Raw genomic sequence first — 24,120 nt, 5'->3', positions numbered from 1 at the left:
CCGGCGGCCTGGTGATCGCCTTCGCTGTCGACGCCGCCGCCGCCGGCCTGTATCAGACCGTCCATGTCGCCATGATTCCTGCCTCATTCCTGCTGTATCTCGGCGGGCGTGACCTGAAGACCCGCGCGGTTGAGCGCAGAGGTGAGAAACGCTGGTCGCTACCGGTTCGGCGACGTTATCGTTTCTCTGCCCATTAATAGGGGAATGCCGTGTTTCGCGTGTTCTTTCCGTCGGTGCTATTTTACGCCCAAGCCGCCGCCCATATCGGATCGGCCGCCTATCAGGCGCGGCGGGGCCGGCTGACCAATGCCCGGCTGGTCCAGGGCAGCCACGCGCTGCGCCGATCGCTGGAAGCGGTGGGCGTGCGGTTCGAGATCTCCGGCGTGGAGGACGCGGACTGGACCGGCGGGCCCTATGTCTTCGCAGCGAACCACATGAGCGCGCTGGAGACCCAAATCCTTCCCTCGATCCTGAGTTCGGTCGCCCCCTGCACATTCGTGGTGAAATCCAGCCTCTTACGCTATCCGGTCTTCGGTCCGGTCTTGAAAGGTTTCGATCCAATTGTGGTCGACCGGGTCGATCCCAGAGCGGATCTGCGCCAGGTGCTGAGCGAGGGCGGCAAGCGTCTGGCCGCGGGCATGTCGGTCATCGTCTTTCCCCAGGCGCACCGCACGGTGGCTTTCGACCGCAAGGGCTTCAACACGATCGGGGTGCGGCTGGCCCGTGCCGCCGGCGTGCCCATCGTGCCGATCGCCCTGCAGACATCGGCCTGGAGCGAGGGACGCTGGCTGCAGGATATCGGCTGGATCGTCCCCAAACGTCCCGTCCGCTTCGCGGTCGGCGCGCCCATCACCATCGACGCCGACAGCCGCGGCGCCCAGGAGCAGGTCGTCGAATTCATCGAGAGCAGACTGTCCGCCTGGGACGACGCGGCCTCGCAATCCCACTGATCGCGTCCCCGGCCGGCGCCGCGGACCGGCCGCCTGCCGGGGAATAAGAATGCGCCCGCGGCGGTCGGTTTCGAAGCCGGGTTGTGACATTCTGTGGCTTCGCGTGTGGCACCGACCGGCGATACCGGAAAGCGACGGAGACCCTGATGACCGTGAAGACGATCGCAACCAAGCCCTTTGACGGACAGAAGCCGGGCACATCCGGGTTGCGGGCCAAGACCACCGTCTTCATGCAGCCGAACTACCTGGAGAACTTCGTCCAGTCGGTGTTCGACACGGTCGGCCCGCTGACGGGCATGACGCTGACCCTCGGCGGCGACGGCCGCTTCTTCAACAGCCAGGCGATTCAGACCATCCTGAAGATGGCGGCGGCGAATGGCGCCGCCCGGGTGGTGGTCGGCCGCGACGGGCTGCTGTCGACCCCGGCGGCCTCGGCGGTGATCCGCCACCGCAAGACCGATGGCGGCCTGATCCTGTCGGCCAGCCACAACCCCGGCGGCGAGACCGGCGATTTCGGCATCAAGTACAACATTCCCGCCGGCGGTCCCGCGCCGGAAAGCATCACCGGCGCGATCCATGCCCGCACGGCCGAGATCACCGAGTACCGCATCCTTGACGCCGCCGATATCGACTTGACCCGGGACGGCGAGACCGACCTCGGCGGCATGGCCGTGGAGGTCATCGACCCGGTGGCGATCTATGCCGAGCTGATGCGTTCGCTGTTCGATTTCGACGCCATCCGCGCGCTGTTCGCCTCCCGCTTCCGAATGCGGTTCGACGCCATGCACGCCGTCACCGGCCCGTATGCCACGTCCATTCTGGAGAACGAACTCGGCGCGCCGTCGGGGACGGTGATCAACGGCACGCCCCTGCCGGATTTCGGCGGCGGTCATCCGGACCCGAACCCGGTTTATGCCGCCGCGCTGATGGCGGAGATGTTCTCCGCCGACGCCCCGGATTTCGGCGCCGCCTCGGACGGCGACGGCGACCGCAACATGATCGTCGGGCGCAACACCTATGTGACACCGTCCGACAGTCTCGCGGTGCTGGCCGCCAACGCCCATCTGGCGCCGGGCTACGCCGACGGTATCGCGGGGGTCGCCCGGTCGATGCCGACCTCGCGCGCCGCCGACCGGGTCGCCGAGAAGCTGGGCGTCGAGGCCTTCGCCACGCCGACCGGCTGGAAGTTCTTCGGCACGCTGCTGGATGCCGGCCGGGTGACGATCTGCGGCGAGGAGAGTGCCGGCACCGGCTCCAGCCATGTGCGCGAGAAGGACGGGCTGTGGGCCGTGCTGCTGTGGCTGAACGTGCTGGCGGCGAAGAAGATGTCGGTCGCCGATGTCATGGCGGAGCACTGGGCGACCTACGGCCGCGACTATTACTCGCGCCATGACTACGAGGAAGTGGACAAGGCTGCGGCTGAGGCGCTGATGGACGACCTGCGCTCGGCCCTGGCCGACCTGCCGGGACAGACGGTCGAGGGTCTGACCGTCACCGAGGCGGACGACTTCGCCTATACCGATCCGGTGGACGGATCGACCGCGTCGAAGCAGGGCATTCGTATCGTCTTCGGCGATGCCGCCCGCGCGGTTCTGCGCCTGTCCGGGACGGGTACGGTCGGCGCGACGCTGCGGGTCTATCTGGAGCGCTTCGAGCCGGATCCGGCCGGGCAGGGCGAGGACCCGCAGACGGCGCTGTCTCAGGTAATTGCCGCGGTGGAAACGCTTGCCGGTATCAGAGACCGCCTGGGCCGCACCGAACCCGATGTGCGGACGTAAGGGGCTCCACAGCGTCCGCCTCTTATATATCCAGACTCCCCGGCCTTGTGCCGGGGCGACGCCCGGGTTCGCGCGATCTTCCGTCCTGCCGCGCGGACGGGTGAGCCTCCACACAGGGCCGAAGAACGTCGGGCGAGGCGGCCTATCCCGCCTCCCGCACAGGCACGCCGGTGGCGAGTTCCGCGTCGAGGCGCTGGAGGGCGAGCTGCACCATGCCCTCCACGATCAGGTCCACGCCGCCCTCGGCGATGACGATCCGCGACAGCGGGTCGTAGGACGGGTTCAGGGAATCCCGCAATCCCGCCTCGAAGCTCGCTCTCATCAGGTGATAGCCCCGCATCCCGGACCCGGCGATGGCGATCCGGTGGGGCGCGAGGACCGAGGCCACCGTGCGCACCGCGTCGGACAGGCTGGACCCGGCCTCGTCGAACAGCCGCTGCAAGCCCCCGTCGCCCTCCTCGGCGCGGCGGACCAGGACCGTCATCTGCTCCTCGCTCGGCTGCTGGTGGTTGGCGATCGGCAGGTTGGCGATCGAGCGGGCGTCGCGATACAGGGCGTAATCTGCAAGATAGGCCTCGATGCAGCCGCGTTGCCCGCAGCGGCACTGGGCGCCCGACGGCTGCCGCCGCACATGGCCGATCTCCGAGGAGAAGCCGTGGGTGCCGGGGAAGGGGCCGCCATGGCTCAACAGGCCCATGCCAACGCCGTGGCCGATCATCAGCACCGCCACGAGCCCTTCCTGCAGCCGGCCGTCGCGCGAGGTGACTGCGAGCGCGGTGGCGGCGGCATCGTTCTCGATCACCACCGGGACCCGGAAGCGGTCGGTCAGCGGGGTCACCACGTCGGTGTCGCGGATCGCCAGGATCGGGCTCCAGACCTGGCGGCCGGCGACCGGATCGACGATGCCCTGGAACGCGATACCCAGCGTACTCGGCCCGGGACCCGGCAGGGTGGCCATGACCCTCTCGATGGCGTCGCCGCAGGCATGGGCCGCCTCGTCGCCCTTCAGGTCGCGGGTGGTGCAGGGGACCAGCTCCCGGGCCAGGATATTGCCCTGGAAATCCGCGATCACCGCGTCGATCACGTCCATGCGGATCGAGGCGGCGGCGACCCGACCGAAGTCGGGCTTGAAGGCCAGATTGACCGGAGGACGGCCCCGCGCGCTGCCGGGCGCCGGTTCCTCGGCCGCCTCGACCAGCACGCCGTTGCCGATCAGGTCGGAGGTGATGGTCGAGACCGCCGCAGCGCTCAGACCCGTACGGCGCACCAGCTCCACGCGCGGCATGGCGCCATGGCGGCGCAGCAGGCGCAGGATGCGTGTCCGACTGTTATCTTTCTCCAAGACGAATAGCCCAGCTGCTTCCTCGGATCGACCCACCGGCACCGGCCGGCGGCGCGGATCGTTTTTGCTTCTTCAGTGAAATTATTCGGCTGAAATCGGGGGTGGTCAAGCCGATGCGGTGAGTTTCTGTGGCCGGCCCGGCGTTGTTCCTCTAAAATAAGTTGATGATATGAAAAATATCGAGGGCCCGATCAACGGGGCCGCGGCGGGAGGTTTCATGTCGGTTCTCGAGTTGCGCGGTGTCTCCAAGCGGTTCGGCGCCATCCAGGCACTGTCGGACATTTCCCTTGCGGTCGAGCCGGGGCAGATCGTCGGCCTGATGGGCGACAACGGCGCGGGCAAATCGACGCTGGTGAAGATCATCTCCGGCAATTTCCGTCCCAGCGCCGGGCAGGTGCTGGTGGGCGGGACGCCGGCGGAGTTCCACAATCCCCGCGAGGCCCGCGATGCCGGGGTGGAGGTGGTCTATCAGGACCTGGCGCTGTGCAACAACCTGACCGCGGCGGCGAACGTGTTCCTGGGACGCGAGATGATGCGCGGTTTCGGGCCGTTCCGGGTGCTCGACAACCGGGCGATGTATGCCCGGGCCGGGGTGCTGTTCGAGGAACTGAAATCCGAGACCCGGCCTTACGATCTGGTGCGGCGCATGTCGGGCGGCCAGCGCCAGGCGGTGGCGATCGCCCGCACCCGGCTGTCCGAGCCGAAGATCGTGCTGATGGACGAACCGACCGCGGCGATCAGTGTGCGCCAGGTGGCCGAGGTACTCGACCTCATTCGGCGCCTGCGCGACCAGGGGATCGCGGTGGTGCTGATCAGCCACCGCATGCCCGATGTCTTCGCCGTGGCGGACCGCATCGCCGTTCTGCGGCGCGGCACACTGGTGACCGACAAGCCGGCCTCCCAGTCCTCGCCGGAAGAGGTCACCGGTCTGATCACCGGCGCCATCGAGCAGGCCGCCTGAAGGGCGTCGCAGGACCGCGCCGGAGACCGCGTTATTTGGTTCAGGACCGTCAAGGAGCTCTAGTATAGCGGGATATTGCTGGGTAACTTGCCGCTCAACTCTTGCATACTCAACGAAACTTCGACCCGCACCCGGTAGAAATTGGAGAACCGCATTGCCGAATCGGCGTTAAATTGGTCTTCTTTGTTGGGATGTGGATTCCGCGCGGCTTTGCGCGACTCAGGTAAAGTGTCTATGCGAAAATGGCTTAATCATCAGAGTGTGCGCCCGCTTCGCCGGTTCCTGCGCGCTTTGAACGTCGATACGGTCTGGGCGGAAGAGTGGCTGCGGCTGACCTATGCCAGCGCCGAAACCGACGAGGTTCTGAGCGGGACGGCCACGGCCTCCGCGAAATTCCAGGTCTTCAAGGATTTCTTCCGCGAGTGGGCGTTCCAGAACGCCACCGAGGGCGACGGCGCGACGAAGGGCGACCCGCTGCCGTTCACCGACGACCGGCTGCGCACCTTCGTGCCGAACCTGCCGCCGGTCTGCGAGCAGATGCTGCTGTTGTGCGACTTCGTCGGCTTCACGGTCGAGGAAGGCGCCAAGCTGCTGGAACTGACCCCGGAGCAGGGTACGGTCGAGCTGGAGGAAGGCCGGAAGCTGACCCGGAACCTGCCGCCGCTGCCGGTTCTGATACTCGAGGACCACGGCCTGATCGCCCAGGACCTCTCCGACATCATCGGCGAGACCGGGCTGTCGGTGATCGGCATCGTCGCCAACGAGGCGGACGCCATAAAGGTCTGCCGCCGGAACTGGCCGGAGATCATCGTCTCCGACCAGATGCTCGAAGGCGGCGATACCGGGCTGCAGGCCATCGAGAAGCTGCGGGCCGACGGCGAGTTCGCCACCATCTACGTCACCGCGTATCCCGACGAGGTGCTCACCGGGCTGGACGACGAGCCGGCGGTGATCGTCGCCAAGCCCTTCAAGCCGGAGGCCATCCGCGCCGCCCTGGGCTACACGATCGCCGCCCGCGACCGGCTCGGCTCCGTGATCGATGCCGAGGCCGAGCGCGACATAGGCTGACAAGGGTCGTCCGCCGTCGAACTCTCCGATTGCCGCATCGCGCTCTAACCCTGGCCGCTGAGGGTGGCCAGGGCCAGGGCGAGCCGTTCCTCGGCGAACGGCTTCTGCAGGACCGGTGCGTTAGGGTAGGCCTGCTTCATCGGCGACCGCTCGCCGTAGCCGGTGACGAACATGAAGGGGACGCCGCGCCGGCTGAGTTCCCGCGCCACGTCGCCCGCATTCGTGTCGCCCAGATTGACGTCAAGCACGCCGAAATCGATATCGCTGGTCTCGATAACCCGCAGGGCCTGGGGCACGGTCGAGCAGATCCAGACATGGTCGGCGCCGACGTTGCGCAGCATGTCCTCCGAGGCCAGGGCGATGATCAGGTTGTCCTCCAGCAGCAGAACCGAGCCGCTGATCGTTTGCTTCGGCGGCGGCGCCTCGCGGAACTGGCCGACCGAGGGGGGCGGCGTATTGACCATCCCGGCGACGAAGCGGGCCGGGATGGTGATATCCACCTCCAACCCGTCGGCGACGAAGCGCACGGCCGTCGTTCCGCCAAGCTCGTGAGGCACCGACTGCTCGATGATCGTCGTGCCGAAGCCGATGCGCTCCGGCGGCGAGACCGGAGGCCCGCCCTGCTCCCGCCACTCGATGGTCAGGCCGCCATCCGTGTTTCCCGTCGAGGTCACCGTGATCCAGCCCGAGGGCGCGCTGAGCGAGCCGTACTTGATCGAGTTGGTGGTGAGCTCGTGCATCACCAGCGAGGTGGCGGAGACCGCGTTGGGCAGCAGCAGGGCATCCTGGCCCCGCAGCTCCAGCCGGTCGCGGCCGGAACCCGAATAGGCGGCGAGCTCGGTGGCGCACAGGCGCCACAGGGACGCCGGACGCCAGTCGACCTCGGTCACCTGATCATAGGCGCGGGCGAGCGCCTGGATTCGGCCGCCGACGGTTTCGGTCAGCCCGGTGACGGTCCCGCCGCCGGATGCCGAGCTCTGGGACCAGATGCCCCGGATCACGTTGAAGATGTTGCGGACCCGGTGGTTCAGCTCGGCGATCAGGATCTCCTGGCGCTCGTTGGCGGCCGTGCGCTCCGCCAGCGCCGTCTCCGACATCTTCAGGATCACCTCGGTCAGCGTGACACGCAGGGATTCGGCCGTTCGGATGTCGCTGTCGGTCCAGAGCGCCGACTGCCCGCGGACGACCTCCTGCCAGGCGGCGAAACTGGTGCGCGGGCTCAGCCGCTCCGCGCCGTCGCGCTTCGTCACCGCCTTGTCGGGCGCGCCCGCCCACTCGATCGTCTTGCCGATCTCCCGGCGCATGAGCACGATGAAATCGCGGGAGGAGCGCGACACCGGGATCGCCAGCAGACCGGCGACGGAGGCGGGCGCGGACACGCCCTCGGGCAGCACGCTGGCCAGATCGTGGGTGGCGTAGATCCGGCCCGACGCCATGGAGGACAGGAACGGCAGCAAGTCGGTCAGTTCCTCCTGGCTCGGCACCTCGCCGACCGCGTTGTACACCCCCTCGGTCCAGCCGATCATCCCGTCGCAGGGGATCACCTGGGAGATCATGTCGGCCAGGTCCTGGAACTGTCGGGCGATCGAGGACCCGGTGGCCAGGCGCGCCATCAGTCCGTCGTGCAGGGCCTGGGCGCGTTCCCGGTCGAGGCTGCTGATCTCGTTGTCCTTCTTCTCCAGGATCAGGGCGAAGAGCTGGCCGAACATCTGGGTGGCCGATCGTGCCTGGAAGCTCAGCACCCGCGGGCTGTTGTGGTGACAGGCGATCAGTCCCCAGAGCTTGCCGCGCATGACGATGGAGACGGACATGGAGGCCTGGACCCCCATATTGGCCAGATACTCCAGATGGACCGGCGATACCGCCCGCAGGCTGGACAGCGACAGGTCGAGGGGCTCGCCGGTCGAGGGGTCCTTTTCCGGCAGGATCTCGGCGGTCGGAGCCTGGATGTCGGAGACGATGCGCAGCGTGCTGCGCAGGTACATCCGCCGGGCCTGGGACGGAATGTCGGAGGCCGGATAGCGCAGACCGAGATAGCTCTCGGCGTCGGGGTTGCAGACCTCGGCGATCACCTCGCCCGAATCGTCGTCGTGGAACCGGTAGACCATCACCCGGTCGAACCCGGTCAGCGCCCGGACCGCCTTGGCCGCGGATACGCAGGCCTCCTTGACGGTCTCGGGCTTCGAGACCCGGTTGATCATCGGCTGGACATAGGCGGTGTAGTCCTGCTGGACGTCCGAATTCGGCTCGAACTCCAGGATCGTGGTCTGGCCGGTCACATGCAGCGCGATGTCGAATTCCCGGTTCAGGTTGTCGAGGATCCGGATGCGGAACAGCCGCTCCACGGTGTCCTCGTCCTGCAGCATCTGCATGCGGGTGCGGATGTTGTGGATCGCCTCACGGTTCAGCACGGAGTTCAGGTCCGAGCCGAGAAGGTCCTCGGGCTCGAGCCCGATATAGGTTCCGGTATTGGCCGAGACCTGGGTAATGGTCCAGTCGGGCGACACCGCGATCAGGAAGCCGAAGAACTGAACGCGGCCGGGCTGGTGGATCGGCTCGCGCTCGCATTCCGACGGGTCGATGGCCGGCGGCGTTTCAGACAGCGAGCTCATCGATGCTCTCCTTGGATGTCTCGACCAGGGTCAGGGCGTCGGCGAAACTGGCGAAGGCGGTCTCGGCGGCATTCACAACGGCATCCCAGGGCGCCGCGTCCGCCTCGGGAGAGTTCAGAAGGGACAGTGTCCAGGGCCAGATCGCGTGGTCCGGCGCCCGGGTCAGATACCGCGGCGCCGGCTCCGCACCGCTCAGGCGTTTGAGCAGGAAACGGGCGCCGAGCCTGGAACCTCCGAGCACATAGCATAGGCCGAGGGGATGCGCGTGCTGGAACTGTTCCGCCATTACCCCTTGTGTCGGCGTCAGTTTTCGCGTCGCCAGGTCCTGGGCGATCAGGTCGGTGAGCCGGAACGGCCAGCGCTCCGCCATGGTCGAGGCGGCAAGCCGGCGCTCGATCGGCATGACGGCCGCATGGTGCACCAGGAGGAAGCGGTCGAGGCCCGACCGGGTCCGGATATCCAGCCCGTCCAGCAGCTGTTCCGTCCGCCGGTGCAGGGGCCTGGTTTGCTGTCTGAGGTGGTCTCTCAGTCTCATGGGGCAGACCTCCTGATGGGGCAGACATCGATCGGAGTGCGGGGCGGGGGCGGCGAAGGCCGGTAACTGCGGTTGCCGGATCGCCGTCGATGCCGACTCGCTGTCCGTTCGCAACCACTTACCCGGGCGGCGGCCACCCGCCCGAATACGCGGATTTCACCCTAGTCGCGGATCGGGTTCGGTGGAAGGCGTGACTCACAGCAGGCGGTAGCGAAAAGCGCCTGCGTCGTAGGCTGTAGCACGTTGTCGCTATTGACTAACGGGCGTCGCTGTAGCGTTGATACGGCTGCTCGGCCAAGCGTCGGTACGAGGCTGTATTCGGAGAAATGCAACGATGCCTGCCTCGGACCAATCCGGCCTCCGGACCGTTCGTCTGCAGATCATGCTGGACAGGGACGAACTGGATTCGATCGATGACTGGCGCTATCGTCATCGCATGCCCAGCCTCGCGGCCGCCATCCGCGAATTGATCCGCCGCGGCATGCTGATGAGCGAGACCGTGCTGGAAGACGAGATCGACCTGACGGACCGTGTCCGCTCCACCGACTTCCGCGCGATCTGAGGCGCTACCGGAGAGGGACGGCCTCTCCGTTCCCTCTTGGTAAGGACATTCCGACCGCCCAGGGACCAGCCCTGGACGCCTGCCGGCAGCAGGAACACGCCGACGATGATGCCGGCACAGGCGCAGACGGCGATGATCTGGATCGACATGAAACCGGCCAGCTCGCACGTCTTCTGGACGACCCGTGGGCCCATCCGGTTTGGCGTGAGCCAGCTCACCACCGCCGCCGATACGATGGCCACTGTGCCGTCACGGCCGGTCAGCCCACCGGATCGGTCCTGCGCGCCGCGACCGCGTCCCGCAGCGCCTGGTTCAGCGCGTCAACCTCGATGGGCTTCGGGACGAAACCGCCGATTCCGACCGCTTTGCAGGCTTCCCTGCTGCCCTCGACCACGTCGGCCGTCAGGGCGATGATGGGGATCTGCGCCTTGCTCCCGGGCATCTGCCGGATCCGCCGGGTCGCTTCGATGCCCGACATCACCGGCATCCGGAGATCCATCAGGATGACGTCGAAGTCCTCGGCCTCGACCGCGTCTACGGCTTCGGCCCCGTTCGTCGCCAGAACCGCGGTATGGCCGTTCTTCGCCAGCATCGCCTCGACGATCATCCGGTTGATCTCGACATCCTCGACCACCAGGACCTTGAGCCGGCTGACCGGCGCAGCGGGTCCGGCGGTCGCGCCTTCCCCCTCGGCCCCATTCTCCGCGAGCGCCTGGAACGGCAGGTGGACGGAGAAGGTGCTTCCCTCGCCGAACCGGCTCTCCACGCCGATGCTCCCGTTCATCAGGTTGACCAGCCGCTGGCAGATGGCGAGGCCCAGCCCTGTGCCCTGATAGGTCCGGCTGATCGAGGCGTCGGCCTGGGTGAAGGCGGTGAACAGGTTGGGCAGCACCTCGGGCTTTATGCCGATGCCGGTGTCGATCACCTTGAACGACAGACCGTCTCCTGACTGGCCGACGCCGCAGTGCAGGGTGACGGATCCGTGCTCGGTGAACTTGATGGCGTTGCCGAGCAGGTTGATCAGAATCTGGCGCAGGCGCGCCGGGTCGCCCCTGACCGTGCGGGGGACGGCCTTGTCGATCTGCGCGGAAATGGCGATCCGCTCGATCTTCGAGGTCTGGCTGATCTGCTGCGTAAGGCTCAGGACGTCATCGATCAGCGGCCGGACCTCGAAGGCGATCTCCTCCACCAGCATCTTTCCGGCGTCCAGTTTGGAGAGGTCCAGGATGTCGTTCAGGATCCGCAGCAGTCCGGCCGAGGCGCCCTTGATCCGCCGGACCCTGGCCGCCCATTCGGGCTTGAGATCCTCGTCCAGGAGGAGGTCTGCCATGCCCATGATCCCGGTCATCGGCGTACGGATCTCGTGGCTCATCGAGGCCAGGAATTCGGACTTGGTCAGGTTGGCGGCCTCGGCGGCCTCCTGGGCGGCCTTCAGCTCGGTGATGTCGATCCGCAGGCCCACGACCCCGCCTTCCGGCGTCCTCCGCTCCCGCAGCTTCAGCCAGCGCCCGTCGCTGAGCTTCTGGTTCATCTCGCCCCCGGCCCGGTGTGCGGCCAGTCGGCTCTGGATGTGCTCTTCGAACGCGGCATCGCCCGATGCCGGCTGCGTGCGACCGGACGTGCCTGGGATGACGTAGCTGTTGTCCTCGGCCGAGGCCCGCAGGATCGTCTCGAAATCGACCCCGGGCTTTATGATGTCGTGACCGCGCGGGAAGAAATTCTTGTATTTGCGATTGGCGAGGATCAGCCGGTCGTCCCTGTCGAACAACACGAAACCATCGTCGATCGAGTCGATGGCCATCAGAAGCATCTGTTCCGCCTTCTCGGCCCGCTCGGACTCCTTCTTCCGCAATGTGATGTCGTTTTCGATCGCGATGAACTTCTTGGGCTGGCCGGGCTCCTGGATCGCCTGGCAGCTGATCTCCACCCAGAACGGGGTGCCGTCCTTGCGGTAGTTGACAATCTCCACGTCGAAGCCGGCCCCGCGGGCAAGGGCTTCGCTCATCAGCCTGACCGTCTCGGGATTTGTGTCCGGTCCCTGGAGCAGGTCGCCCGGTTTCAGGCCCGCGGTTTCCGCCAGCGTGTATCCGGTGGCGCGCGTGAACCCTTCGTTGACCCATTCGATATGCCCGTCCCCGTCGGTGATGATCACCGAGTTCGTCGTCTCCCGGGCGACGAGGGACAGTTTCGCGTCCTCCTGCTGCCGTTTGATCAGGTTGGCGCGAAGCTGCACGTATTTGCGGCAGGCCTCCAGGGCGAGCCCGATGATCACGGTTCCCGCGATGTTGTTCGCAAGGAAGATCAGGCCGGCCTTCCGGATGATCTGAATCGCCGTCGCCGCGTCGACGCTGACGAAGAAGGCGGGCAGCACGGCGACCGATCCGAGCGCGCCGATAACGGCCAGGGTGACGGGCGTGAGTCGCAGCCCCCGGCGCTGCAGGACCGTCATGACCAGCAGGCCGAAGGCGCCGTAGATCAGGAAGCCGATCGCGCCGCCGAGCGCCACCGGTCCGCCGATCAGATAATAGCGGCCCGCAGCTCCAATGGCGGCGGCGACGATCGCGCCGATCGGCCCGCCGAAGACCGCGGCGAGAATGGCGGGGCCGGCGCGCGGGTCGAAGGTCGAACCGACCGGCAACTCGATCGGCTTCAGCATGACCAGCACGATGACGATCCCGAACAGGGATCCGATGATGACGTTATGCAGGACACGCCGGACGCCGGCGGCCGCCAGCGATTCGATATAGGCCACGCAGACCGACAGCATGACCAGGAGGCCAAGGCCACTGATGAACTGTGGCAGCCACGCAAACATCGCTTTCGTCCTGTATCGAGCAGAGATCAGGACAATGGAAAAAATAGTCTTAAAATTTCGTCAATAACCCCTGGCACATGCCGGGAATCCTATGCCCACCCTGCGGCCGGGACGCGGTGCTAGGCCTCCAGGATCGGTCCGTCGAGGAACGCCATCAGGTCGCCGAAATAGCCCTGCGAGCGGGCCGGTTGAGCCGGATCGGAAGTGATGGCGACGGCCAGGTTGCGCGCGCGATGGGCGGCGATCACCTGACCGCCATAGCCGCGCGCGATCAGGTAGCCGCTGTCGGAGACGAACCAGCCGTAGCCGTAGCCGAGCCCCGACCAGGGCGACTGGGTGCGTGGCTCGGCCGAGGCGTCCACCCAGGCGCGCGAGACGACCTGCCGGCCGTCGAACACGCCCCCGTCGCGCATCAGCATGGCCACGCGCAGCATCGCCCGCGGGGTCAGCGCCATCTGGTTGCCGCCCATGTAGTAGCCCTGCGGGTCCCGGGTCCAGGCGGGGATCTCTATCCCCAGCGGATCGCCCAGCCGGTTCCGGGCCTGGTCCAGCAGGCTTTCGCCGGCGGCCACCGCGAGGGCGGCGCCGAGCACGTGGCTCGAGCCGGTGGAATAGATCATCCGCCCACCCGGCTCCCCCACCACGGGGCGGCGCAGGGCATAGGAGACCCAGTCGCGGGAATTGACCCAGGCGCCGTATTCCCGTCCCGAGGTGGCCCCCAGCCCGGCGCGCATGGTCACCAGGTCCTGCAGGGTGATCTGTGCCACCTCGGCCTCGGCGTCGTCGGGCACGAGCCGCGGCGCCACCTCGGCCAGCCGGGCGTCGACTCCCGGCACCTCGCCGCGGTCGATGGCGATGCCGAGCAGCAATGCCACGAGGCTCTTCGAGCAGGACTTGATGTTCGCCGTCCGGTCGAGCCCCGGTCCGCGCAACGCCTCGGCGAAGACCATCTCGTCGCCGCGCTGGACCAGGATCGAATGCAGCCTTGGAAACGACCGCGCGGCCTCGCCGATGGCCGGCCCCGGTGTCTGGGCGGCGGCGGTCCGGGATGCCGCGGCCGGGATCACGAAGGGGGCGGCGAGGGCGGCCGCGCTGGCCGTCGCGAACTGGCGTCGGGTGAGGCTCATCGGCGTGCTGATCCGGGTCGGTGAACGCGTCGGGCTGGTTCCAATATGTGCCTGGATTCCGGGATTGCCACGGCCGCCGGGGTCGACAGACGGCGGTACAAGCCTACCTCTAGGGGAGAGTTATAGCGTCCGCAATGGACGGGAAAGGAGCTCACAATGACCAAACTCACCCCTACTGAAGCCCGTCAGGCCCGACGCGGATTCCCAGTCCTGGTGGTTCTGGCAATCTCGGTTGCAATCGCCGTCGTCGCCGTGGGGGGCGTCGCTCTCTTCACGGCCTGACCGTGGCGGGCCGGCGGCCCGCATGAGACACTCTTCCGCCCCGGGCGTCCCCGTCCGCGGGCGCGCGTCCGGCCACCAAGGTCGGAGCCATAACGGGTCGGGAGGGTCTCATGAAGCTCTACATCAACACCACATCGCCCTTCGTGCGGCTGGTTCGCCTAGCGATCGCCGAGAAGGGACTGGCCGGGCGGGTCGAGACGGAGATCGTGGACCCCTGGGGCGACGCGGAACCGTTCCTGCGCGCCAACGCGGCGGCGCGGGTGCCGACGCTGGTGACCGATGACGGCACGCCGATCGCCGAGGCCCTTCTCATCCTGCGATATCTCGACGCGATCGCGCCCGAGCCGTCGGTATGGCCGGCCCGGGATCTGGAGCGCACCCTGACCGTTGCCGCGGTCGCCCTCGGTGCCATCGAGGCGGCGACCTCGATCATCATCGGCCGCAAGTCCAGCCCGACATTCGACAGCGACGCCGTCGGCATCAAGCGCCACCGCACCATGCGGGAGGGTTTGAGGCGCCTCGACGCCATGCCGCCCCGCGACTTCGCCGACCGTCCCGATATTGCCGGCTACGCGGCGGTCACGGTGGTGGACTACATCGGTTTCCGGTTTCCCGACCGCGACTGGCTTGCCGATCTGCCGACGCTGTCGGCGTGGCGCGAGCGGCAGCAGCAGCGGGAGTCGGTCGCATCGACGCAGCCCTATACGTTAGGCTGCGGGCGGCGATCGAATGACGGAGGGGGAATGGTGGAGCTGTCTGAGGACAGTTCGAACCGGATTTTCTCCACGCTATCGGATTGGGAGGATCAGCTAAAGGCGCTCGGCGAAGATATCCCCATCGATTTCGGGGGACCGGAGCCATGAGCTGGTCCTCTGCCAATATCTTCAAGGACGCTGCCGCCAAGCCACGCCCGAACCGCCGCCGGGCGTCGTCGATCTCGATCCGGGTGAGCAATGCGGAGCGCGAAGTTTTGAAGCGCAAGGCGGGCAAGCGCTCTCTCGGCGCGTATGTTCGAGAGATAGCGCTCGGCGAGGATCAAGAACCCCGCCGGACAGCGGCCAAGCCCTCCATCGACTATGCGCTGCTGGCCCAACTGCTCGGCAAGCTCGGGAAGTCCGATCAGGTATCGTGCCTATTCCTGCTGCTGACGGCGGCGGAAGGCGAGCGCATCGCCATGACGGAGAATGACCGGGAAGCCCTGCATGACGCCTGCGCAGGCGTCCATGATATGCGCGCCGCTCTCATGGGCGCGCTCGCCCTGCGGGGTGAAGCGTGATCCTCGTCGTCAATCCACGCGGCGGCGGGCGCGATCTCGCGCAGCACCTCATGAAGACCGAGAATGAGCGGGTCGAGGTCGCGCAGCTGCGCGGCTTCATCGCAGGTGATCTCGACGGCGCGTTCCGTGAAACCTACGCGATCAGCCGGGGAACCCGCTGTCAGCAATATCTGTTCTCGCTGAGTCTTAATCCGCCGAAAGATGCCGCCGTGGAAGACGAAGCATTCTTTCGCGCTGCGGACCGGGCGGAAGCCAAACTCGGCCTCTCCGGCCAGCCCCGCGCGCTCGTGTTCCATGAAAAGCGCGGCGATGACGGACAGGTGCGCCGCCATGCGCATGCGGTCTGGAGCCGGATCGATGTCGAGGAAATGAAGGCGATTCCCCTGCCGCACTCCAAGCGTAAGCTCCAAGACGTGGCGCGCGAGCTATATCTCGAACACGGCTGGACCATGCCGCGCGGCCTGGCTGTCAGTGGCGAGCATGATCCCCGGAACTTCTCCCTGGAGCAATGGCAGCAAGCCAAGCGGATCAAGGAAGACCCGCGTGAGATCAAGGCGGCGTTTGCCGATGCGTGGGCGGTCTCCGACAGCAAGGCCGCTTTCGCCCATGCTCTGCAAGAGCGAGGCTATTGGCTCGCGCGTGGCGACAAACGCGGCTATGTCGCGGTCGATCATCGGGGCGAGGTCTACGCGGTCGCCAAATGGGCGGATGTGAAAACCGCTGCCGTGCGCGAACGGCTGGGAGACATGGAGGCGCTGCCGTCGCTCGCCGATGCCAAGATCGAAATCGCGCGGACCATGCAGGCCAAGATGGAGGAATTCCAGCGGGAGGTGCGCCAGCGCGAGGAGCGCGAAAAGCGCGATGCTGAAGAGCGGCGCGCCGCCCTGAAGGCCACACAAGAAGCCGAGCGCCGGGAACGGGAGGCAGCGGCGCAGCGCCGTGCACAAGACGAAGAACGCGCCCAGCAGGCAAGGTTGCGCAAAGGGCTTGCTGGACTGTGGGACCGGATAAGGGGGGAGCGGAAACGGACATTGGAACGCAACCGGCTGGAAGCGGAGGCAGCAATGGAGCGTGATCAGGCGCAGCGTCAGCAACTCACCGCCGCCCAGCTCGCCCAGCGCCGTGCGGCTCTCCAAGAACGGGCGCAGCAGCGTAAAACCAATACCGCCATCACGCGCGAGCTGCGCGAGGATGCGAAGGTCTTCCAACGGATGGAGACGGATTCGGAAGCCGAGCGCAACGCCCGCCGTGAAGCCTTCAAGGAACGCAGGCGCACAGAGGATCGACCTCGCCGTCGCGGTCGATCACGGGATGGTCCGAACCTCGATCGGTAATTTACCGATCTCTATCCCCGCGCTCCTTGGATTCGCGCCGTCTCGCTTCCTTGAAGTCTCTCGCTTTGTCGATGTGATCGCGCGGGACATGCCGGGCGAGGTCGCGGGAGTCGTGAATGACCCGGCTCACGGCGATTTCTGCATCCGTGGGGAGATAGTACAGAACGAAATGCCGGGGCGTTTTGATGTCCGATCCGGCCCGCTCGCGGCTCAGAGAGATGTGATAGCTGCGGACGCCCTCGCCGATCTCGGGGCGTTCCTTGCTGCCCGGCCTGAAAGGGTCGGCGGCAATGTCTTTGAAGGCTTGTTTAATCAGCGCGTCGTAGGCGTTCGCCTGCTGGCTGCCGTATGTCTCGCGCGTGTAGCGGCGGATATCAATCAGGTCGCGCCGCGCTGGGCCTGTCGGGCGAAGAGTATAGCGGGCACCCGGCATGCTTACGCGGGTTGGTCGGCTTCTTGAGCCACTTCATCGAAATACCGATCAATGTCCGCATCGCCGTGAAGCGTCGCGTAGTCGCCGCGCTCGAAAGCATCTTTGCCCTCTTGGAACGCGGAGCGCAGAGCCTCAAGCTTCGCCTGTTCTTCCCGCTCCTGAAACTCCAGAAGCCGGAGCCCGGCGCGAACCGCTTCGCTGGCATTCTTGTACCGCCCGGAGGCAAGCACTTCTGCCAGATAGTTGTCGTAGTATTCCGTCAAATTGATGTTGCGCGTCGGCATCGGCGGCCTCCTTATCTTATTAAATTCTATCATCAAAATGAGCGAATTGTCAAAAATTGCCAACTACCGGATATCCGCTCCGCCGTGATGAGGCGCGCGACGGTTCCGACGCCGGAGCGGTAGGTATGGGTGTTGCCACACGGCAAATCCGGTATCATATGCCTATGTGTGCCGTTCGGCTTCGCCCGAGAGCGGCTGCGCCGGGTTGGATGCGGCTACGTCAAGGGAAAGACTTTGCCTTTGAAACATCCAACCGCAAGTGGTATAATAAAGACATGAATGAAGTAAAAACAATTGACGTTTCGGGTATTCGCTTTACCTCAACGGTCTTTCCGACCGATGAGGATAAGGCGTTGTGGGCGAGTCTGAGTGATGAACAGCGCCGCGCTGTGATCGAGCAAAGCGAACAGGCCGGGTTTGACAGCGGCGTTGCTGAACGCGCCTCCCTGCATGAAATTCTGAGCGAGATTCGCGCCGAAAACTAGAATGGAATACAAGCTTTCCCGACAAGCGCGGACCAACATCAAAGACATTGCACGTTATACAAAGCGGTATTTCGGAGACGATCAAACGCAGGAATACCTTGGCGGTCTTTACTACAGCTTTGAGCTTCTGGCTGAAAATCCGAAACTCGGGCGCGAGTGGTCGGAAGGCAAGCGCCGCTACGTCTACCGCATGCACATTGTGTACTACCGGCTGACCCCAAGCGGCCCGTTGATCACGGAAGTCCGGCACACTGCGATGGCCTGAGCGCCGTACCCTTCAACCCGAAGCCGAAGCGTCCCGATCGAACAGGCAAAGCTGCGCTTCGTCCGGATCGGGGATGCGCCAGTGTTCTCGCGCGGCCCTCACGGTCGCCACGCCCTGAAAGACGGGCGTGTCCTGCACGGTGTTCACGCTCTCCCAACTCGCCCAGATGCGAAGCCCGGCCCCACACCACGCAAGGGACGGCTCGTCCGGGCCGCCGCAGCCACCATGCTCGCCCATGGCGGAAGACAGGGCCTCGGCAAGCCGGGCATCGGTCAGCCCATCGGCAAGCGATACGCCGCGCCTTGTCATTACGCGCGGCAGTCCGGCGGTCGCGCGGGAAAGCGCGTAGGTCCGGTCTTCATGGCTCAAGGCCAGCGGCGCGGGCGTCGGCGGGCAGACGGCGAAAGCCTCCGACCAGTTTCCCTGATCCTTCATCATCTCCAGCAACTCCGGGCTTTCTGTATGCGCCCGGTGCAGCAGCCGGGCCAGAATGTCGGCCCCGCCGCCCATCTCGAAACAATCATCAAAGGCGCGGCTGCGTCCCATCCCGCCCCGCAGCAGCAGGGCGGCGCGGTTCACCCGGCCCGGCAAGGTCCGGGGCGGGCTGGCGTATAGTCGTTGATATTCGGTGTCGCTGATCATGCCTGAATTTCCTTTGCTCAAATCGTTGTCCTAAAATCTACCCTTCCGCCGGTGCGGGCTTAGCCGCACCGGTAAATCAGCCGCTCCCCGGCGATGGTGGTTTCGGCGTAATCCATACCGAGATCTCGGGCGATGGCGTCATAATCGATGTAGAATTGCAGGCTCGCGGGGATGTCGCCGAACAGGCCGTCATCCACAAACTGCTCGGCCAGCTCGCGCAGCGTCTCCACGGCGTAGATATCGATATCAAGGCTGTGGGGATCGTCCGCCACGTCGTCATGGGCGTAGCCGCATTCTCCCACGGCGATGATGTAGTGGCGCTTTTCCTCATCGTCCCATGCATCGACAGCCTCCAGATAGGCCGCGACATTGGCCTGATTGAGCCCCCACGCCTTGGCAAGAGCGCAATCGATGTCCTCGCCGTCGATGAACTGGATTTCGAATTCTTCGACCCGCTGGCCGAAGGCGTTCACGGTCTTGGCCGCCTTGGTCTCGTACTGCTCGGCGGTCTCGAAATAGAAGCCACTCGCTGAAATGTCGTATGGCTGTGCGTGAAGTGTGATGGTCATTTCCCTTATCTCCTTTGGCTTAGGGGTTGCGCATGCAACCGACTAGGCCCGCGCCAATGAGCGGGGGGATGCGGTCAAGGCCGGAAAGCGGGGGATGGTGCGGGCGCACGGAGGCACAGCCGGAGGAGCCACGGTCCGCCGGTTTACGCCCGCAAGTGCTTGGCCTTGAGCGCGATGGGGCCGCAGGCCCCTCTTAGGAACGACAGGAAGTCAGCCGCAGGCTGGCAGAATCATACGCGAGGGGGCGAAGCCGAATGGCCAAGACCCGGCTCATGCGGGGCTTGGTTCACGCGCACCCGGTCCCATGGACGCGCCCAGCATCAATGTGAAGAAGACAAAGAATGGATGCTATGGCGTGCGGCAAAACGCCTGGAGTGCGAACATCACCTAAGTAGGAGAGAGTCGACGAGGTGCCCACTCGTTTCCGCTATTCCCTACACCCTGACTGAGAGCGCCAAGCTCAGCTGCGTCGAGCCAAGGATCTGCTGACGGATGCCCTTGGCCGCATCGCCGCTCCAACGGTCACACAAATCGATACCCCCGGGAACAAGTATCGCCGCGGAGCTTGTGAAATCAGCACACGCAGCCAGCCGAAATGCTGACCATGGCTCGCAAACTCTAGCCCATGCCGGGACACGTTCGGGAGCACACCATCGATGCTTGGGCTCTGCCAACAGCCAGACAGAACTCGGGGTTCAGGTCACTTGCGTTGACCAACCCGGCACCTGACTGAATTGTTGCGGTGCGGCATGGTTTTGGGATACGTAACCAGCAAGCACTTGGACCCGGTGAAAATCCGGGTGGCTCTTCTGGCCGCCGATCCGCCAGATAATCAACTCCAAATTTATATTGAGCTAAATCAGCCGATTCGCGTGACGGTTGTTGGCTAAGGAATCGGAATGATAAATCTGGCTGCTTATCGAAATGAATGGTTCGGCAACATCAGAGGTGATGTACTTGCAGGGTTGGTCGTTGCCCTTGCTCTGATACCGGAGGCCATAGCGTTTTCCATCATTGCGGGGGTGGACCCAAAGGTTGGACTGTACGCCTCGTTCTCCATTGCGGTGATTATCGCCATCACTGGCGGCAGACCCGGCATGATTTCGGCGGCAACGGCCGCCACCGCCGTGTTGATGATCACGTTGGTACGCGAGCATGGCTTGCAGTATCTCTTGGCTGCCACCGTGCTCGCAGGATTGCTGCAAATTGGCGCGGGATTTGCCCGTCTCGGCTATGTCATGCGCTTTGTGTCGCGCTCGGTGATGACGGGCTTCGTAAACGCGCTTGCCATCCTGATTTTCCTGGCACAGATCCCGGAGTTGGTCGGGGTGCCATGGCTCACTTATGCGATGGTCGCGGCTGGTCTTGGCATTATCTACCTCTTCCCGCTCGTGACGAAGTCCATTCCGTCACCGCTTGTCTGCATTGTCGCCTTGACCGCCGTTGCAATCGGCTTCGGATTTGACCTGAGGACTGTCGGCGACATGGGTGAGCTGCCATCGACACTTCCCATATTCCTGATTCCAGACATTCCGCTGAACTTCGAAACCGTGATGATCATTCTACCGTACTCGGCGGCGGTGGCAGCGGTCGGACTCTTGGAATCCCTCATGACGGCTTCGATCGTCGACGACCTCACAGACACGCCGAGCGATAAGAACCGGGAATGCATCGGCCAGGGCATTGCCAACACGGCAACCGGCTTCATTGGCGGAATGGCCGGTTGCGCGATGATTGGGCAGTCCATCATCAACGTGAAGTCGGGAGGCCGTGGCCGGCTTTCCACGTTCAGCGCCGGCGTGTTTCTGCTGTTCATGATCGTGGTCCTGGGGGATTGGGTCCGCCAGATCCCGATGGCGGCTCTCGTCGCCATCATGATCATGGTCTCGATCGGCACCTTCAGTTGGTCGTCCATCCGGAACCTGAAGGACCACCCAAGAAGTTCCAGCGTCGTCATGCTGGCAACCGTGGTCAGCGTGGTCGCGACGCACAATTTAGCAATCGGGGTGCTCGTAGGCGTTCTTCTGTCGGGCATTTTCTTCGCTTGGAAGATTGCGCAGATCTTCCGTGTGACCTCGGTGCTGAGCGAGGACGGATCGGCGCGCACCTATCATGTCGAGGGGCAGGTGTTCTTTGCGTCGGCCGATGCCTTCACGGCGTCGTTTGATTTCAAAGAAGCCCTGGAAAGGGTCACAATCGACGTCAGTCGCGCCCATATCTGGGACATTTCCAGCGTCGCCGCTCTCGACTTGATCGTGCTTAAGTTCAGGCGCGAGGGCGCAGAAGTGGAAATTGACGGCATGAACGAAGCGACCGAGACCCTTGTCGATCGCCTCGCCATTCACGACAAGCCCGGAGCGCTCGAGCGTCTCATGGGCCATTGACGCCGATCGGGCCTGGCTGGACCCGCAAGCGGTTTTGAGTTGAGCACCAATCCACCCGGATGCCGACCGATGCCTGCCAGTTCATCTACGAGTGCAAGGGTTGCCCCACCCTGCTCCGTCCAAAGGCATGGAATTGCCGCGTGTTCTGCTTCTATGGATCGGCGCCTTGCCCGCCCATCCCGATTGAGGGTCAGGGCGGCGGAAAGAGACGGTGCGGCCCGATCAGGCGTTACGCGGCCCAAAGATGATGACAATAGCTCCGACGACGCAGATCACAGCGCCGATAGTGTCCCAGCGATCGGGACGAGTGCCCTCGATTGCCCACATCCAAATTAACGATGCCAGGATGTAGACACCGCCGTAGGCCGCGTAGGCGCGCCCGGCATAGTCGGCCTCGATCCGGGCGAGCGCCCAGGCGAACAGGGCGAGGCTGAGCATTCCGGGCACGAGCCAGAGCGGGGACTTGTCCAGGCGCAGCCACGCCCAAAAGGCAAAGCACCCACCGATCTCCGCGAACGCGGCTAGAATGTAGGTCGGTATCGTCCACATGCAGACTCTCTTCCCCTTCGTTAGTAGGGTCAGCGGCCATGTCGAGCCTAATCAAGCAAGCAAGCAAGATATGTTGGTTACCGGAAGCGTGGAGAAATACCGTTCGCTTGACCCACCCTCTCGCGCTCGTGGATTGTTCGATCTATTCCCATAGAAAGTGCAGCCATACGGCGTGGATCGTGCAGACCGTCGAACGGGAGTGCGCCGAGCCGGAAGACGACGAAAGCTCGGTGATGGGGACTTACGGACACTCGCGGACTAGGAACTTCGTCCTCGGCTCGACAACATCGGAGATGACCCGAGTGTGCAAATTCCGGTCATCCTGTTCCGATAGAGCATGACCAGGATCGCTGGGCGAATGATCATCCGACTGCAAGCTGATTAAGCGCTACGTGGCCATAACGACATTTGGCAGGTTGACGCTCAGCCACGACCGACGTCAGGCGATACCGGTCAGGTAGGTTTGGAATTCATGTCGTGTTGCCTAACCAGGGCGGCGCTTCCCGATTTGTCCGGGATGTAAACGAGACCCTCCGGTTTGTCGGCCAGGAACTCGTCGGCGGCAGCCGTTACGCCGGGCCAGTATCCGCTATGATAATCATGCACGATGAGCAGACCACCTGGCGTCATGCGCGGGTAGAAAAACTCGAGAGCCGCTTTGGTCGGGACGTACAGGTCGCAATCCAGATGCACCAGTGCGAAGCGGACATCTTCCGGCACGAGTTCGGCGGTCTCGGGAAATATTCCTTGGCAGTAATGAATCCGGGGTCCCTCGCCGACAAAGCGGCGAACCTCGCTGAGGCTCGACGCGAAACCTCCAACCCGGGTCTGCGCCGGATCGGCTGTCACATGTTCCTCAGGAAGGCCTTCGAACGTGTCGAACAGAAAGAGATCACGCTCTGGTGCCATTTCATGCATGATTCGGGCGGAATTTCCTTTGAAAACCCCGAGTTCAGCGAAAGCACCTGGCAGGCGGGCGCTCTCCAGCGATTGAATGCTCGCTGTCAGGAAGAACAGCCGCGCATGATCACCGCCATTGTTGCCCAGTCGACCAGTATCCCAAAGCTTTCGTAATCTTCTGATCTCTACGTCTGCCCCGGAATAGCGGTCAGGCAGGAATTGAGCATAGGCACGGTGGCTCAAGGCGTTGAGAACCGGCATAAAGACGAATACGAGACAGTGACGCGCCAGCCGCCGCACAGGTTTCAGGATTGAACTGATCGTTGCAGCAGCTACGTGAAAAACTTCCGCGTGGATAAATGCTTCGCCCACTTCGAGTATCATTCTGACTCCTTGGTTCTTGCCGTAATTTTCGAATAATATTGCCTAAATTGCCGAAATAATTCGCCAAACAGGCATCGATACATTTTTGAGGTTATTATTCACGACTCGTTCTGTGTTTAATCTCCGGTCCGCCGTACAAGGCAGCGGACCACATCTGAGCTTGCAATCCCTAATCCGCTATCCATGCAGTTGCCGCTGCAGGAAGGTTTCTTGCTCTCGGTGAGTTCGAAAAAGCCGGTGTCGAATACCCGCCGACGCCTACCTAGAGCATTTTCGCACCTGAGGGAATCGTAGGGGATTCCGTTTTTGGCACGAATCTGATTCACCATCATGGCTGGGGATTGGAGGCCAGCCATGATGACGCGAGCCTTTTCCGATGACCTTCGAGAACGTGTGATCCAGGCGGTCGAGGGCGGGATGTCCCGCCGTGCGGCGGCAGAGCGCTTTGGCGTCGGTGTGTCGACCGCGATCAAATGGGTGCAGAAATGGCGATCGACGGGGACCTGGTCAGCACGTCCGATGGGCGGTGATCGGCGATCTGGTCGGATCGAGGCCGTTGGCGACGAGATTCTCGATCTTGTTG

Annotated in this window: 24 protein-coding genes, 1 pseudogene and 1 other annotated feature; of the genes and pseudogenes, 14 read left to right on the top strand and 11 right to left on the bottom strand. The window is 64.4% G+C overall.

What is annotated here, in order from left to right:
• Positions 1-11 precede the first annotated feature (11 nt).
• The 3 genes from BLS34_RS25525 (at position 12) to BLS34_RS17340 (ending at position 2,728) form a co-directional block, all read left to right on the top strand.
• Positions 12-197: a hypothetical protein gene (locus BLS34_RS25525; protein WP_139189378.1), complete on the top strand. Its 186-nt coding sequence runs from the start codon at positions 12-14 to the stop codon at positions 195-197.
• A 12-nt stretch (positions 198-209) separates the two neighbouring features.
• Positions 210-950 carry a lysophospholipid acyltransferase family protein gene (locus tag BLS34_RS17345; RefSeq protein WP_139189377.1) on the top strand — a complete coding sequence of 247 codons (741 nt, stop codon included), beginning with the start codon at positions 210-212 and terminating at the stop codon, positions 948-950.
• 146 nt (positions 951-1,096) lie between these two features.
• Complete coding sequence (locus BLS34_RS17340) at positions 1,097-2,728, top strand: alpha-D-glucose phosphate-specific phosphoglucomutase (RefSeq protein ID WP_093152279.1); 1,632 nt, start codon at positions 1,097-1,099, stop codon at positions 2,726-2,728.
• A gap of 142 nt (positions 2,729-2,870) precedes the next feature.
• Here BLS34_RS17340 and BLS34_RS17335 read toward each other — a convergent pair whose 3' ends face one another.
• Positions 2,871-4,070: an ROK family protein gene (locus BLS34_RS17335; RefSeq protein ID WP_093152276.1), complete on the bottom strand. Its 1,200-nt coding sequence runs from the start codon at positions 4,068-4,070 to the stop codon at positions 2,871-2,873.
• A gap of 217 nt (positions 4,071-4,287) precedes the next feature.
• Between BLS34_RS17335 and BLS34_RS17330 the strand changes: the two genes are divergently transcribed.
• Complete coding sequence (locus tag BLS34_RS17330) at positions 4,288-5,031, top strand: ATP-binding cassette domain-containing protein (protein ID WP_093152541.1); 744 nt, start codon at positions 4,288-4,290, stop codon at positions 5,029-5,031.
• A 261-nt stretch (positions 5,032-5,292) separates the two neighbouring features.
• Positions 5,293-6,099, top strand: coding sequence for a response regulator (locus BLS34_RS17325; protein ID WP_175474267.1), 807 nt, complete (start codon positions 5,293-5,295; stop codon positions 6,097-6,099).
• 44 nt (positions 6,100-6,143) lie between these two features.
• Here BLS34_RS17325 and BLS34_RS17320 read toward each other — a convergent pair whose 3' ends face one another.
• Entirely contained in the window at positions 6,144-8,711 is a 2,568-nt protein-coding gene (locus BLS34_RS17320; RefSeq protein ID WP_093152271.1) for an HWE histidine kinase domain-containing protein, read from the bottom strand.
• Positions 8,695-9,246 (bottom strand): biliverdin-producing heme oxygenase, encoded by a 552-nt coding sequence (locus BLS34_RS17315; RefSeq protein ID WP_093152268.1) that lies wholly within the window; start codon positions 9,244-9,246, stop codon positions 8,695-8,697. Before BLS34_RS17315 ends, BLS34_RS17320 begins: the two co-directional genes overlap by 17 nt.
• 334 nt (positions 9,247-9,580) lie before the next feature.
• On the opposite strand from BLS34_RS17315, the gene BLS34_RS17310 reads away from it, so the two are divergent.
• The gene (locus BLS34_RS17310) at positions 9,581-9,808 is read left to right on the top strand and encodes a hypothetical protein (protein ID WP_245702022.1); all 228 of its coding nucleotides are present in this window, start codon (positions 9,581-9,583) and stop codon (positions 9,806-9,808) included.
• A gap of 259 nt (positions 9,809-10,067) precedes the next feature.
• Here the strand turns inward: BLS34_RS17310 and BLS34_RS17305 are convergent, their stop codons facing one another.
• A complete protein-coding gene (locus BLS34_RS17305) occupies positions 10,068-12,623 on the bottom strand; it encodes an ATP-binding protein (protein WP_093152265.1) in 2,556 nt (851 codons plus the stop codon).
• 119 nt (positions 12,624-12,742) lie between these two features.
• Entirely contained in the window at positions 12,743-13,750 is a 1,008-nt protein-coding gene (locus BLS34_RS17300) for a serine hydrolase domain-containing protein (RefSeq protein WP_093152263.1), read from the bottom strand.
• A gap of 392 nt (positions 13,751-14,142) precedes the next feature.
• On the opposite strand from BLS34_RS17300, the gene BLS34_RS17295 reads away from it, so the two are divergent.
• The 3 genes from BLS34_RS17295 to BLS34_RS17285 are packed head-to-tail and all read left to right on the top strand — an operon-like array spanning position 14,143 to position 16,642.
• Positions 14,143-14,895: a glutathione S-transferase family protein gene (locus BLS34_RS17295; RefSeq protein WP_093152260.1), complete on the top strand. Its 753-nt coding sequence runs from the start codon at positions 14,143-14,145 to the stop codon at positions 14,893-14,895.
• Positions 14,892-15,308, top strand: a complete 417-nt coding sequence (locus BLS34_RS17290) for a hypothetical protein (RefSeq protein ID WP_093152257.1) — start codon at positions 14,892-14,894, stop codon at positions 15,306-15,308. Before BLS34_RS17295 ends, BLS34_RS17290 begins: the two co-directional genes overlap by 4 nt.
• Positions 15,305-16,642 (top strand): relaxase/mobilization nuclease domain-containing protein, encoded by a 1,338-nt coding sequence (locus BLS34_RS17285; protein ID WP_093152255.1) that lies wholly within the window; start codon positions 15,305-15,307, stop codon positions 16,640-16,642. Before BLS34_RS17290 ends, BLS34_RS17285 begins: the two co-directional genes overlap by 4 nt.
• Position 16,643: 1 nt before the next feature.
• Here the strand turns inward: BLS34_RS17285 and BLS34_RS17280 are convergent, their stop codons facing one another.
• Both BLS34_RS17280 and BLS34_RS17275 read right to left on the bottom strand, forming a co-directional pair.
• Positions 16,644-17,075 carry a type II toxin-antitoxin system RelE/ParE family toxin gene (locus BLS34_RS17280; protein ID WP_093152252.1) on the bottom strand — a complete coding sequence of 144 codons (432 nt, stop codon included), beginning with the start codon at positions 17,073-17,075 and terminating at the stop codon, positions 16,644-16,646.
• A gap of 2 nt (positions 17,076-17,077) precedes the next feature.
• On the bottom strand, positions 17,078-17,359 hold the full coding sequence (locus BLS34_RS17275; RefSeq protein ID WP_093152249.1) for a type II toxin-antitoxin system ParD family antitoxin: 282 nt from the start codon (positions 17,357-17,359) through the stop codon (positions 17,078-17,080).
• A 125-nt stretch (positions 17,360-17,484) separates the two neighbouring features.
• On the opposite strand from BLS34_RS17275, the gene BLS34_RS25520 reads away from it, so the two are divergent.
• Positions 17,485-17,844: a hypothetical protein gene (locus BLS34_RS25520; protein WP_139189375.1), complete on the top strand. Its 360-nt coding sequence runs from the start codon at positions 17,485-17,487 to the stop codon at positions 17,842-17,844.
• A gap of 1 nt (position 17,845) precedes the next feature.
• Positions 17,846-18,109 carry a type II toxin-antitoxin system RelE/ParE family toxin gene (locus tag BLS34_RS17265; RefSeq protein ID WP_093152244.1) on the top strand — a complete coding sequence of 88 codons (264 nt, stop codon included), beginning with the start codon at positions 17,846-17,848 and terminating at the stop codon, positions 18,107-18,109.
• A gap of 12 nt (positions 18,110-18,121) precedes the next feature.
• Here BLS34_RS17265 and BLS34_RS17260 read toward each other — a convergent pair whose 3' ends face one another.
• Both BLS34_RS17260 and BLS34_RS17255 read right to left on the bottom strand, forming a co-directional pair.
• Positions 18,122-18,751, bottom strand: coding sequence for a hypothetical protein (locus BLS34_RS17260; protein WP_093152241.1), 630 nt, complete (start codon positions 18,749-18,751; stop codon positions 18,122-18,124).
• A 59-nt stretch (positions 18,752-18,810) separates the two neighbouring features.
• Complete coding sequence (locus BLS34_RS17255; RefSeq protein WP_093152238.1) at positions 18,811-19,320, bottom strand: antirestriction protein ArdA; 510 nt, start codon at positions 19,318-19,320, stop codon at positions 18,811-18,813.
• 778 nt (positions 19,321-20,098) lie between these two features.
• Positions 20,099-20,154 (top strand) — a sequence feature (sul1 is cis-regulatory element that is thought to sense ions involved in sulfur or methionine metabolism; They are found in Alphaproteobacteria).
• A gap of 65 nt (positions 20,155-20,219) precedes the next feature.
• Between BLS34_RS17255 and BLS34_RS17250 the strand changes: the two genes are divergently transcribed.
• Positions 20,220-21,704 carry a SulP family inorganic anion transporter gene (locus tag BLS34_RS17250; protein WP_093152236.1) on the top strand — a complete coding sequence of 495 codons (1,485 nt, stop codon included), beginning with the start codon at positions 20,220-20,222 and terminating at the stop codon, positions 21,702-21,704.
• A gap of 56 nt (positions 21,705-21,760) precedes the next feature.
• Positions 21,761-21,952, top strand: a pseudogene (locus tag BLS34_RS26685) (GDCCVxC domain-containing (seleno)protein); the annotation flags it as partial.
• Here BLS34_RS26685 and BLS34_RS17240 read toward each other — a convergent pair.
• Together BLS34_RS17240 and BLS34_RS17235 are read right to left on the bottom strand one after the other, a co-directional pair.
• Positions 21,927-22,253, bottom strand: a complete 327-nt coding sequence (locus BLS34_RS17240; RefSeq protein ID WP_093152231.1) for a YnfA family protein — start codon at positions 22,251-22,253, stop codon at positions 21,927-21,929. The pseudogene BLS34_RS26685 and the gene BLS34_RS17240 overlap by 26 nt on opposite strands.
• Positions 22,254-22,706: 453 nt before the next feature.
• A complete protein-coding gene (locus tag BLS34_RS17235) occupies positions 22,707-23,537 on the bottom strand; it encodes a TylF/MycF/NovP-related O-methyltransferase (RefSeq protein WP_093152228.1) in 831 nt (276 codons plus the stop codon).
• A 354-nt stretch (positions 23,538-23,891) separates the two neighbouring features.
• Here BLS34_RS17235 and BLS34_RS17230 point away from each other — a divergent pair.
• Positions 23,892-24,120: helix-turn-helix domain-containing protein (locus BLS34_RS17230; RefSeq protein ID WP_175474266.1), on the top strand; the 229-nt coding region annotated here is incomplete at its 3' end.

It is taken from the genome of Thalassobaculum litoreum DSM 18839 (assembly GCF_900102465.1).
GTDB classification, from domain to species: domain Bacteria; phylum Pseudomonadota; class Alphaproteobacteria; order Thalassobaculales; family Thalassobaculaceae; genus Thalassobaculum; species Thalassobaculum litoreum.
This window is presented reverse-complemented; position numbering and strand designations above follow the sequence as displayed.